The 13,383-nt window shown below is 33.1% G+C and carries 10 protein-coding genes and 1 riboswitch; of the genes, 4 read left to right on the top strand and 6 right to left on the bottom strand.

Going from position 1 to position 13,383, the window contains the following annotated elements; all coding sequences use genetic code 11:
• The 3 genes from N4A40_05000 to N4A40_05010 form a co-directional block, all read left to right on the top strand.
• Positions 1-996, top strand: a 996-nt coding sequence (locus N4A40_05000) for an ATP-binding cassette domain-containing protein (GenBank protein MCT4661200.1), incomplete at its 5' end; no start/stop codon positions are given.
• A gap of 27 nt (positions 997-1,023) precedes the next feature.
• Positions 1,024-2,607: a methionine--tRNA ligase gene (metG, locus tag N4A40_05005; GenBank protein ID MCT4661201.1), complete on the top strand. Its 1,584-nt coding sequence runs from the start codon at positions 1,024-1,026 to the stop codon at positions 2,605-2,607.
• A 26-nt stretch (positions 2,608-2,633) separates the two neighbouring features.
• Entirely contained in the window at positions 2,634-3,374 is a 741-nt protein-coding gene (locus N4A40_05010) for a Bax inhibitor-1/YccA family protein (GenBank protein MCT4661202.1), read from the top strand.
• 58 nt (positions 3,375-3,432) lie between these two features.
• On the opposite strand, the gene N4A40_05015 is transcribed toward N4A40_05010, so the two are convergent.
• The 6 genes from N4A40_05015 to N4A40_05040 all read right to left on the bottom strand — a co-directional run bounded on the left by N4A40_05015 (position 3,433) and on the right by N4A40_05040 (position 11,464).
• Complete coding sequence (locus N4A40_05015) at positions 3,433-4,719, bottom strand: APC family permease (GenBank protein MCT4661203.1); 1,287 nt, start codon at positions 4,717-4,719, stop codon at positions 3,433-3,435.
• Positions 4,720-4,768: 49 nt separating this feature from the next.
• A complete protein-coding gene (locus tag N4A40_05020) occupies positions 4,769-5,494 on the bottom strand; it encodes a gamma-glutamyl-gamma-aminobutyrate hydrolase family protein (GenBank protein ID MCT4661204.1) in 726 nt (241 codons plus the stop codon).
• Positions 5,495-5,674: 180 nt separating this feature from the next.
• Entirely contained in the window at positions 5,675-7,681 is a 2,007-nt protein-coding gene (locus tag N4A40_05025) for a sigma 54-interacting transcriptional regulator (protein MCT4661205.1), read from the bottom strand.
• A gap of 66 nt (positions 7,682-7,747) precedes the next feature.
• On the bottom strand, positions 7,748-8,635 hold the full coding sequence (gene sucD, locus N4A40_05030; GenBank protein ID MCT4661206.1) for a succinate--CoA ligase subunit alpha: 888 nt from the start codon (positions 8,633-8,635) through the stop codon (positions 7,748-7,750).
• A 24-nt stretch (positions 8,636-8,659) separates the two neighbouring features.
• Positions 8,660-9,826: an ADP-forming succinate--CoA ligase subunit beta gene (gene sucC, locus N4A40_05035; protein MCT4661207.1), complete on the bottom strand. Its 1,167-nt coding sequence runs from the start codon at positions 9,824-9,826 to the stop codon at positions 8,660-8,662.
• 199 nt (positions 9,827-10,025) lie between these two features.
• Positions 10,026-10,209, bottom strand: a riboswitch (cobalamin riboswitch).
• 139 nt (positions 10,210-10,348) lie between these two features.
• Positions 10,349-11,464, bottom strand: coding sequence for a ribose-phosphate pyrophosphokinase (locus tag N4A40_05040; GenBank protein MCT4661208.1), 1,116 nt, complete (start codon positions 11,462-11,464; stop codon positions 10,349-10,351).
• 195 nt (positions 11,465-11,659) lie between these two features.
• Between N4A40_05040 and N4A40_05045 the strand changes: the two genes are divergently transcribed.
• Positions 11,660-13,381 carry a glycoside hydrolase family 5 protein gene (locus N4A40_05045; GenBank protein ID MCT4661209.1) on the top strand — a complete coding sequence of 574 codons (1,722 nt, stop codon included), beginning with the start codon at positions 11,660-11,662 and terminating at the stop codon, positions 13,379-13,381.
• Positions 13,382-13,383 lie beyond the last annotated feature (2 nt).

Below are 13,383 nucleotides of genomic sequence, written 5' to 3' on the forward strand. Positions count from 1 at the left end.
CCTACTAACTATTTAGATGAACAACATATAGAGTGGCTAAAACGCTATTTACAGGAATACGACAACGCATTTATATTAATTTCTCACGATATTCCATTTTTAAACAGCGTAATAAACTTGATATATCACATGGAAAACAGGAAATTATCTAGATATGTAGGTGATTATGATGCGTTCCAAGAAGTATATGAAGTAAAAAAGAAACAGTTAGAATCTGCATATAGAAAACAACAGCAAGAAATCGCTGATTTGAAAGATTTTGTTGCAAGAAATAAAGCTAGAGTCTCAACTCGTAATATGGCTATGTCTAGACAAAAGAAACTTGATAAAATGGCTGTTATCGAATTAGCACAAGAAAAACCGAAACCTGAGTTTGATTTTCTTTATTCTCGTGCCCCTTCTAGATTTGTATTTGAAACTAATGATTTGGTCATAGGTTATGATTCTCCATTATCTAAACCACTAAATTTAACTATGGAACGCGGACAAAAAGTCGCATTAGTTGGAGCTAATGGTATTGGCAAAACAACTCTTCTAAAGAGTATTTTAGGTGAAATCAATCCTATTTCTGGCTCAGTACAATTAGGCGATTATCAAGATATCGGATATTTTGAACAAGAAATTAAAGATGCAAATTACAATACATGTATTGACGAAATTTGGTCTGAATTTCCGTCGTATAACCAAAATGAAATAAGGGCTGCTTTAGCTAAATGCGGACTTATGACAAAACATATAGAAAGCAAAATTTTAGTACTGAGCGGTGGAGAACAGGCTAAAGTCCGACTTTGTAAGCTTATAAATCGCGAATCAAATATACTAGTACTAGATGAGCCTACTAACCATCTTGATATCGATGCAAAAGATGAATTAAAACGTGCCTTAAAAGCATACAAAGGCAGTATATTATTGATCTGTCATGAGCCTGAATTTTATAGTGATATAGTTACCGATGTTTGGAATTGTGAATCTTGGACTACTAAAGTCTTAGGCTAATTAACTTATAGAAATGAGGAATGCAAAATGTCTATTATAATCGGTGGAGCCTGGCCATATGCTAATGGTTCTCTTCATATTGGTCATTTAGCTGCTCTACTTCCTGGAGATGTCCTCGCACGCTATTATAGAGCAAAAGGTGAGAAAGTTTTTTATGTATCTGGCTCTGATTGTCACGGAACCCCAATAATGGTTCGATCAAAAATGGAAAACTGCGAACCAAAGACACTTTCAGATAAGTATCATTCTGAGTTCTTAAGAGATTTTGCTAGATTGAATTTTTCTTATGACTTATATGCGAAAACATCAGATGATTTTCATAAAGATTTTGTAAAAGATTTTTATTTATCTCTTTTTGAATCTGGATCTCTTTTTGAAAAAAATTCATACCACGCTTATTGCAAACATTGCGAAAAGTACTTGCCAGGCAGGTACCTTTTAGGATATTGTTCAAGTTGCGGACATGAAACTACGGGTGGAACTTGTGATTATTGTGGTTTACCAATAGATCCAGAAACTCTGTTAGAGCCTAGCTGCAGTTTATGTGGTTCTACTCCAGTTTTCAAAGTTTCTAAACATCTTTATATAAGATTAAAGCCATTTGAGGATGTTTTAAAAAAATACTTGAGTGAAAAAACTAATTGGCGTCCTAATACTAAAAAACTAGCTCTCGGCTATATACGTGAAGGTCTTAAAAATAGAGCAACTACGAGAGATTTAAATTGGGGCATCTCAGTCCCTGTTGAAGGATTTACTCACAAAAAAATATATGTTTGGATTGAAGCTCTCATTGGGTATCTTTCAACTATAAATGAACTTGCTATTCGTGAAGGTTTAGAATTCGAATCACTTTGGAATTCAAGCTACCACTACTATGTTCATGGCAAAGACAATGTTCCTTTTCATGCAATTATATTTCCTAGCTTGCTTTTATCAAAAGGCAATTTAAAGCTTCCTGACCATATAATTTCGAGCGAACATGTAACACTCAATGGATACAAAATTTCAACTAGCCACGATAAAGCTATTTGGATTTCTGAAATGTTAGAAACTTATACATCTGATTCTATACGTTACTATTTTCTAGCAAAAAATCCAGAACTTCAAGATTTGAATTTTACTATATCTGACTTCATAACAACACATAATGCTGATTTAGTCGGAACTTATGGCAACTTCGTTCATAGAACATTAGCATTTATTGACAGACATCTAAATGGAATCTTTCCTAAAGGTTCTATTGATAAAAATATAGAAAGTAAATTATCTCTTTTATATACTTCTGTTGGTTCTAAATTAGAACAAGGTGCTTTCAGAAGCAGTATCTACGATATATTTAAACTTATACATTGGAGTAATAAATATTTTGACGAACACAAACCATGGATTACCAAGGAATCAAATTTAGTCGAATGCGAGAACGTGTTGTACAATTGCCTTCATTTGATAGCCAATTTTGCTATTTTATTGAAACCTATTTTGCCAGACAGTTCTTCAAAATTAATTAGTTGGTTTAATTTAGATGATTCATGGAATCAAAAACAAATGAAACCCTTTGACAAAATGCCAAGTTATGACGTTTTGTTCAAAAAAATTGACAATGATAATTAGAACTTAATTTAAGGAGGATATAAAAAATGAATAAACCAAATCCAGCCATGTCACGTGGCTTTTCAAAAGTATTATCTGAACCGTTTATAGAATCTATGACAGTTGCAAGTACAATAAACAAAACTTTTATGTTGCTCGCAATTATGATGATTTCTGCAGCCTATACTTGGGCTAGATTTTTTGCAAGCGGAGGCTATCAACCAGATATAATTAAATTCGCAATAGGTGGTGCAATCGTTGGCTCTCTAATAGGTCTTATAACTTCTTTTGCTCCTAAGCTTGCTAAATTTACTGCTCCTCTATACGCTATAGCGGAAGGTTTCTTCATTGGAGGTATTTCTGCTATAATCGAAATGTCTTATCCAGGAATTGTACTTCAAGCTGTTGGATTAACATTTGCGATAGCATTTGTAATGGCTTCACTTTATAGAAGTGGAATAATAAGAGCTACTAGTAAATTCAAATCAATTATGCTTAGTTTGATATTTGGTGTAGTATTATTTTCTGTTATAAACATAGTATTATCTATGTTTGGAATTTATTTCCCTGCTATTTATGGTAATGGACCTCTAGGCATCGCTATAAGTCTTTTCATTGCAGGTGTAGCGGCTTTTAGTTTGATTATAGATTTCGACTTCATATACAGAGCCTCTGAGCATGGCGCTCCTAAATACATGGAATGGTATGGTGCTTTTGCTCTTATGGTAGGTCTCGTTTGGCTATATCTTCGTATTTTAAATCTTTTAAGCAAGTTACAACGTGACTAATAATAAAAAAAGTTGCTATCTTAAATAATCTGAGATAGCAACTTTTTTGTTTTACTATTTAAACTGTTTTTCTTTTTTCTATGAATTTCATCAACATATATATTGGTACTCCAACTGCCAAACCGCCCAGTCCAAATCCTATTTTGTATAGAGATGCTTTAGATAGCATCCACAGTGAAACAGCTACTGCAAGTATAGCTATCGCTGGTCCACAAGGAACTTTAAATGTAGTTTCTAAATCTTTTCTTTTTCTCAAAACAATTATAGCAATACATGTTGGCAAATACTGTGCGAATCTAGAAATTACAGATATAGCAGCTAATGTTGCAAAAGAACCTGACCAAGCCAGTACTAATGCTAATACTACTGTTATCAATATCGCATAACCCGGCGTACCGTATTTAGATTCCTTAGCTATAAATCTTGGAACTAAGCCATCTTCTGCAAGCGCTACACCAGATCTTGGAGTTATAAATGATGCTGCTATATTTATTCCACCTATAGATATTATTGTACCTGCTGATACTATTGAAAATCCGATTGGGCCTAAAAACATTTTAGTTGCATCTGCTATAGGAGCATTACTTGTTGCTAATTGATCTCCTAATGTTCCAATCGATACTCCCATTATAACTAAATAGAATACTGAAACTATACCTATAACCAATACTATAGCTCGTGGTATATTTTTTTCGGGGCTTTCCATATCTTCAGCCGCTACTGCTATTGATTCAAATCCTGTAAAAGCATAGAATATAAGTATTGCTGCTGCTGCAAATGCTCCAGGCTCTGAAGCTTTTGCTATGGTCTCTGCGCTAGGAGTAAAATTACCTCCATTTATGAAAAATATACCTACGGCACAGAACATTATTAACGGTAAAAGTTTACCTATCGTTATAACGTTATTTAGTAATTTAGAAATTTTTACGCCAAGATAATTAAGTGCACCAAGTCCTACTATAACTATAGTTATTATTACGTTTTTAACCAAATTTTGTTGTGCTGGTTCCCATATATTTCCTAGTGCTTGTGCAAATGCAGCTGCCATAGCTGCCCATGCAATAATCGATATTGCCCATTTCATAAATCCAACTTCAAATCCTACAAATTCACCGAATGCTTCTCTTGCGTACACATACGGTCCGCCATTCTTTTTGAAGTAGCCTCCAGCTTCAGCGAAGCAAAGCGCCAAACTTCCCACCAATAATGCATCAAATAATATTACCCATATTGATTTTGGTCCCATTATAGAATATGCCTTATTTGGCAACAAAAATATTCCTGAACCTATTATTCCATTGATTCCTAAAAGTACTATAGACCAAAATCCAAACTTATTTTTCATACTACTCCTCCTTGACAATTACTATATTTACCTTTCCCCAAATAAGTATCTACTTTGTAGCTTCAGCAATAAAGTTATCAAAAACCGACTGCATAGTTTCATTTCTCTCTGACATCATTTCTGGATGCCATTGAAATCCAACAACTAATTGTTCTGAAGTACCCTCTATCAATTCGACAACTCCATCCTTGGCTCTAGCTGTTACTTTCAATCCATCCCCAACTTTTTTAACTGATTGATGATGGAATGAATTAACTAGTACCTCATCTCCTAATATTTCGTGAAAAAAACTATCTTTCTCTATTATTGCAGTATGCGTTGCTAAATGCGATGTATGTCCTTGCCAATGCTTAACATATGAAGACTCACAGTAACTATTGTCTTGATATATGGAACCTCCATGATAAGTATTTAGAATTTGCATCCCTCTACAAATTCCCATAATTGGAATTCCTTTTTTCTTTGCCTGTTTTATCAATTCAAAGTCAAACTCATCTCTTTCTGGAAATATTTGAGTTAATTTGACATCCGGTTCTTCACCATACAATAGTGGATTTACATCATGCCCACCACTCATTATCAAAGCGTCTATTTTGTCAAAAAAAACTTCAATCAAATCCTTGTCATTGAGTATAGGAAGGACCATCGGTACACCTCCTGCTCTCTCAACGCTTTTAATATAATCATTGTTGACATATGTCTTTTGATATCCTGGAAGCATTCCTCCCTGATCAATAACTATACTTCCTGATATTCCTATAACTGGTTTTTTCATAGCAAAATCTCCTTATAATTTATTTTACAGTTCTAATATAAAGCAAAATACATGCCAATTACTTTTTCCCCAAAGCAACTGGCATGTATTCAAGCTTATTTCTTTACAATTACGAAATATTTATATTTTATTTTCATACCCAATATCTTATTTTCACACTATTAGCACCCCAAAACACAACTATAGGCACCCTGTAATTTCTATTCCCAATTCGCTAATATGTGTTCCTGCACTACCTCTTCCAATATTAATATAACCTAATTCTGATAATTTTTTTATTAATTGTCGATATTTCATCTCACTTATAGACCATTTTTGTTCTTTCATCATTTTTATCATATGTTGCCTACCAGTGGGTTCATTTTTTTTATATTTATCCCAAAAGACAAGTAACAAATCACGTTCTATATTACTGAGTTTTACCCCAATATCAGATTCCTTTGTCTTAGTTATATATTCTGGTAAATCTTCCAAATACAAAGTACCTTTATTTTCTCGCATCAATTCGATATATTTAGAAACATTACTCAGTTCTCTAATATTTCCTGGCCAAGAATAATTAACCAATAAATCAGCAATCTTTAAATCAAATTTATACTTTTGATCTAAAAACGTATCAAGTAATAACAATATATCTTCTTTTCTTTCTCTTAGCGGTGGTAAATTTATAGGCAACACATTTAACCTATAATATAGATCTTCTCTAAAACTCCCACTCTTTATTGATTCTTTCAAATCTCTGTGAGTTGCAGCTACAACTCTAACATCTACATTTATAACCTCATATGAACCGATTCGTGAAATTTGATGCTCCTGAAGTACTCTTAATAACTTAGCTTGTAGCGTTAATGGCATATCTCCGATTTCATCTAAAAATATGGTTCCATTATGTGCTATTTCAAACAATCCTTTTTTACCATCTTTTAGTGCACCTGTAAACGCACCTTTTTCATATCCAAATAACTCACTTTCCAACAAATTTTCTGGTATTGCCGCACAATTTACTGCAACAAATGGTTGACCTTCTCTATCTGAATAATTGTGTATTGACTGTGCAAAAAGTTCTTTTCCCGTACCACTCTCTCCACAAATTAGTATTTCATATTCGCTGTTGGCAAGTTTCTTAGATAGTTCTATAACTTTATTCACATTTTCAGACTTCGTAATAATATCTTCAAACCTATACCTAGCAACTTGCCCTTTTTGAATTAATTTACCCGATAATTTTTGTTCTATCTTCTTTATGTAAGTAATTTCTGTGATTACTATCAAAAAACCTTTTTCAAATCCATTGTCTGCCAATTCTGTCTTAGTGATATTAAAATATCGATTATTTCTGATATATACCTCGCCTATCGAGTCAGTCTCTTTCATTATTTTCTGTGCCACATCGCGATCAAATTTAAATTTTGTCATACAATAGTTGAATCCTTTACTAATTTCATTTTCATCAATGTCCATATATATCTTAAATTTGTCATTATACAATTTGAAATTCCCTTCAAAATCTATTATTGCTACTCCACTAGATGAATTATCCAATAATGTCTTTAGTATCTGATTTTTTTCAGCTAATTCCTTAAATTTAGCATGAATACCATCTCCTAGAGCTACTATTTCTTTTATATATGCAATCAATCTCCTGTGAACTATATTCTCTTCTATTCCAAGCTTTGTTATTATTTCTATAAATGTAGAACTATCTATAACTCTATGACCTACATCAACTATATTTTCGTATTTTTTTGGTATTAAACTCCCTTCTCCAGGTGTTATAAACGAACTATCATCTGCATAACTTTCATATGGTTTATATGGTTCCAAATTACAATTTCCAAACATCGAACTTAGCTGTTCTGTAAATTCAATTGTTGTACTATAATGATCGTTTACTATTATGAATTTTTTATCTTTAGGCAATTTTTGCAATTCAAGCCATGCCTCTACAGTTATAGTTCTATTTACAACTAAAATTTTATTCTTATTTTCAACAAAATCATGTAATTCTATAGATCTTTCTTTACTCATTGAAAGTATTAAATCTTCATTTAAGTGTTGACTTTTTTCAAATTTTTTTAGATAGTACAATCTTATATCTACAAATCCACCTAATACTTTCTCAAGATTTAATTTTAATAAATTAGCTAATTTATCACTTTTATCAACTACAATAGCTATTGTTTTCATAAAAACAACCCCCTCAGATAGATTCTATCAGTATATACCAAAATCATCTATTTGAGGAGATTATTTTTAAAGTTTTATATTGAGTTCATTGATTCTCTTTATTAACGTTTCTCCAATTACAGCTGGAGTTTCTGCTACTTTTATTCCGCACTCTTCCATTTTCTTTATTTTTGACTCAGCTGTACCTAATCCACCAGATACTATCGCTCCTGCGTGACCCATTCTCTTGCCCTCTGGGGCAGATGAGCCACTTATAAAACCTATAACTGGCTTATTCATATTTTCTTTTATCCACTCAGCCGCTTCTTCTTCTGCAGTTCCACCTATTTCACCAATCATTACAACAGCCTTTGTTTCATCATCTTCATTAAAAGCTTGTAATACATCAATAAAATCAGTTCCATTGACAGGATCTCCTCCAATTCCAACAGCTGTAGATTGTCCTATGTTTTCATCACTAAGCTGATGAACTGCTTCATACGTAAGTGTACCTGAACGAGAAACTATACCCACAGATCCTTTTTTGTGAATATAACCAGGCATTATACCAATCTTGCATTTTTCAGGAGATATCATCCCAGGACAATTGGGACCTAGAAGCCTAGTACGCTTTCCTTGCATATAATGCTTCACTCTAATCATATCTTGAACTGGTATGTGCTCTGTAATACATATAACCCAATCAAGTTCTGCCTCAACAGCTTCAATTATAGCTTCCGCGGCAAACTTAGGTGGAACATAGATCACTGAAACGTTTGCTCTAGTTTTATTTACAGCTTCTCTAACTGTATCAAATACTGGGACTCCTTCAACTTCTAATCCTTCTTTACCAGGAGTTACACCTGCAACTATTTTTGTCCCATATTCTAGCATCTGCTTTGTATGAAATTTAGCCGTTTTCCCAGTTATTCCCTGCACCAAAACTCTTGTTGATTCATCAATCCAAATACTCATCTTTTACCTCCCTATAAACTTTACTTAATGAACTCTTACTTTTTCAGCTATAAGTTTTGCTCCTTCACCCATCGATTTCACTGTTTCTATCTCTAAAGTTGAATCTCTAAGTATTTCTCGACCTCGCTCTACATTCGTTCCTTCCAATCTTATAACAAGAGGTACTTTAAGTTCTAATTCTTTTGCAGCCTGAACTATTCCTTCCGCTATTACATCACACTTCATTATTCCACCAAAAATATTTACAAAAATTCCTCGCACATTAGAATCTGACAATATAATTTTGAAAGCTTCTTTAACTTTTTCGGTCGTAGCTCCACCTCCTACATCTAAGAAATTCGCCGGTTTAGCTCCATAATGCTCTATAATATCCATAGTTGCCATAGCGAGACCTGCACCATTTACAAGGCAACCAATACTTCCATCTAATGCAATATAAGATAGACCATGCTTAGATGCCTCTAGTTCACGTTCGTCTTCTTCACTCTTATCTCTTAATTTAAGTATATCATCCTGTCTAAATAAACCATTATCATCAAAATTAATTTTAGCATCTAGTGCAACAATTTTATTATCTTTTGTCGTAACAAGTGGATTGATTTCAGCAATACTTGCATCCTTCTCTACAAAACATTTATACAAATTTTTCATCATTTCAGTTGCATTTGAAATCAATTCTGGTGGAATATTTACACTTTTTGCAACATATCTTGCTTGAAATTCTGTTAATCCAGTAAATGGATCTATTGTTAGTTTTATTATTTTTTCTGGATTATTTTTTGCGACCTCTTCTATCTCAGTTCCACCTTCTTCTGATGCAATTAAAACAATTTTAGATTTTGATCTATCAAGCACTAAGCCTATATAATATTCCTTGTCTATATCGCACCCCTCTTCAATCCAAACTTTCTGAACTGATTTACCTTCTATCCCAGTCTGATGGGTTACCAGTGTCTTTCCGAGCATCTCTTTAGTATATTCAATAACTTCATCTATACTTTTAGCAATCTTTACTCCTCCTGCTTTACCTCTACCACCTGCATGAATTTGTGCTTTTACTACAGCTACATCAGTCTCTATTTTCCACGCAATAGACTCCACTTCTTCTAATTTCGTTATTAAAAATCCATTGGGTACATTAATATCATACTGCTTTAGCACTTGCTTTGCTTGGTATTCATGTATTTTCATATTTATCCCCTTTCTTTCATTATGGTAGTGTAAACTATTGCACTACCCAATTACAATTATTTAGACTCTAATAATTAGTCTCAAAAACAAGAAAAACCAGCCATATGGCTGGTTATATAGAAATTGCGTTCTTTTTTGCACAAATAAACAACAGATTGTAAATCTGCTTTCGAACACCTTCTCATCCTCGTGAGTTATAAACAGCGCTGTTACCATTGGCAGGTCTCCTGACTCGAGCATAACAAATTTTTCCCTTCCCACACTTATGTGCAGTGGTTTTGAAAAATTCTATCTCCTACAGTGGCGGGACCGTACTGGACTTTGACCAGTTTCCCTTTTAAGTAAGTTCATCACAAACTCACACCAATAGTCTCCATATGGAGAATTTAAAATTCTCATTTTTATGACGAATTTATTGCAAAAAATGTTCTTTTGCAATATTTATTTCACTATCAAAATAAATATATCATCTCGAATTTTAAAAGTCAAGCGCAAAACTATCACTAGTACTTAATATTTATATTATTTCTCAAGTAATTTTTTTATGCTCTCTGTTGCATCTAACAAAGGCGCTATTGATTTTTCTTGATTCAAATTGTAAATTATATGAGCTAAGAATTTAGAAACATCTACTTCTTCAAACCATTCAGCTTCTTTAACTGAATCTGGAATATAAGTTAAGTTAGTCGAATAAACTTTATCTATAAGACCTTCTTTGTGATATCTCTCAAATTTCTCCACTCCTGATGTAAATAATGCAAAAGTCGTAGCAACTGTAATTTTAGCAGCTTTTCTTGCTTTTAATTCTTTAGCTATATCAAAAACTGATTCGCCAGATGCAATCATATCATCGACAATTAATATATTCATACCTTCAACATCTTTACCAAGATATTCATGCTGAACTATAGGGTTTTTACCATTTACTATTGTACTATGGTCTCTTCTCTTATAGAATAATCCGATATCTACACCCAATACGCTTGAATAATATATTGCTCTATCCATAGCTCCTGTATCAGGGCTTATCACCAACATTCTATCTTTATCGATATTTTTGTTTCCTTCTTTTTTCAAATATGTCTTCACTATCTCGTAAGTAGGATAAATATTGTCAAAAGAAATGAGTGGTACAGCATTTTGAACATTAGGGTCATGAACATCAAATGTAACAATGTCCTCTACGCCTAAACGTTCTAATTCTTGAAGAGCTAAAGAACAATCTAACGACTCTCTCCCCTTACGTCTATGTTGTCTTCCTGCGTAAATCATTGGCATTATGACAGTAACTCGACGTGCTCTTCCTCCAATAGCTGATACCACTCTTTTTATATCCTGAAAATGTTCATCAGGTCCCATTCTGTTTTCAAAACCAAACATATTATATGTGCAACTATAATTCCCAACATCACACAATATATATATATCCTTACCTCTAACTGTTTCTGATAGAACAATCTTACCTTCACCGTTTGAGAAACGAGTTTCTTTCGTTGAAATCAAATAAGAATCCGTATCAGATTTACCTCTCTTAGCTTCTAAATGTTCGTTAATGCTCTCACCTAGTTTGCTAGCACTCTGTAGTGCTACAATGCCCAATTCGCCACACGGCATTGATTTTGAATTTTCACAGCCCATGAATAGTTCCTCCTTTATATTTCCCATTTCGAGTTTATAACTCTATACACTATCCTTCACTATTCTACTATTGTATACAACATTCTGCAAGTCTTTTTACCCATAAATTTATTCTTTTTTGTTCATTTTAAATACTTGCTTTTATCTTCGCTTACTTTTACAATTAAATAAACAATATATTTAGGAGAGGATGCAATGTGTAAATTAACCAAGTTGCTTATATCTACAATTATATTCAGTACATTAAGTATTTCAAATGTTTTAGCAACAGACTCCATATCAATTTTTGATATTTCTGTTCCAAGCAATGTAACTATATCAGACAATTCAAATTTACTAGACACTACTAGTCTACAAGTCTCGACTCTGACAAGTGAAAATACTTACTATAAGTACATTGTCAAAAGTGAAAGACCAAGTGAAATGGATTGGAATAATGCCAAATTAGAACCATTTTACCGAACTTTGATTTTTACTCCCAAAAAAGATAACCAGTGGATAATGTTGATATCCAAAAACGAATCTAAAATATATGGTGTAAAGGGACGAAATACACTTCCTACTCAAAGCTTTCCCATAGATCCATGGGAATACACCTCTAAATTAGGCGCTGGATTTGATGTTACATGGACTCAGTTCAAATCCGGTATAGAATCTTTTTCCGAAACTCAAATAGTTGCAATAAAAAAAGCAGGATTTAACCATGTAAGGCTCCGTTCTACTGCAGCAGCTACTGAATCTGACCTTTTTTCGTTTATGGACAAAACTGTAGAACTATGCCTAAGACACGATATATATCCTATAATCGCTAGAGGAGTAAAAGAAACAAAAGATGGAACTCTTTCTAAATCGCAGCTAGATGATTATGTAAATTGGTGGTCTGCTGTCTCTGAACGCTATAGATATAAGTCTAACAAATTAGCATTTAATTTATTCATTGAAATTTCTGGCAAATCGAAGTTATCGGATTGGTCCATTCTAAATCCATTGTATGAAGAAATCACAAATTCCATAAGAACGTATAATCCAACTAGAAACATTATTTACGCTAGCACTCATGTTTCCAGCCCTCATGAATTAGAGCATCTCATAGTACCAACATCTGCAGGAAATTACTATTTTGCAGAATGGCATAATTGGGCTGCTGGTCCTGGGAAAAGAAATGGCGACAAACTATGGACTACTGGCACTGACATCGAAAAAGAGGCCATTCTTTCTGATATAAATGCAGCAAAAAATTGGTCTAAAATAAATAATAAACCAACTTGGGTAGGTGCATGGATGCCTGGATATTATAATTACAATGATAACGTAATATATTCCGAGCAAATATCTTTTTCAAAATTTTTGATACAATCATTAGAAAATGAAAAGATTCCGTATGCTGTAAACGCTTTTCCGTCTCATTATTACGACACAGAGATTAATCAATGGAAAATACAAAAATTACCATTGCTAGAAGTTTTAAATGGTGCAATTACAATGAATTTAGATGATATTGATGCTGATGGCATTACAAATATAAATGAGATGTCTCTAGGTACAAATCCAAAATATGCAGATACTGATTTTGACGGTATTTTAGATGGCGATGAATTAAAATACGGATTTAATCCTTTAAATTCATCAGATGGCATCGGAGATGCTGATGGTGATAGCATGAGCAATTCTATAGAGATATACTATAATCTCAATCCACTTGATTCTACAGATCAATATCTTGACCCTGACGCTGATGGTCTAATAAACAGTTATGAAATCCTTATAAAGTCAAATCCTTGCAAATACGATAGTAGAAAAAGTGGAACTAGTGATTCGTTAGCTGATTTTGACAAAGACGGAATAAGTAATATAAAAGAATTAAAAAAAGGAACCGATCCAAATATAAAAAACAATAAAAAGAAAAAGAAGAAATAAAA

Source organism: Tissierellales bacterium, assembly GCA_025210965.1.
In the GTDB taxonomy this organism is placed as follows: domain Bacteria; phylum Bacillota; class Clostridia; order Tissierellales; family JAOAQY01; genus JAOAQY01.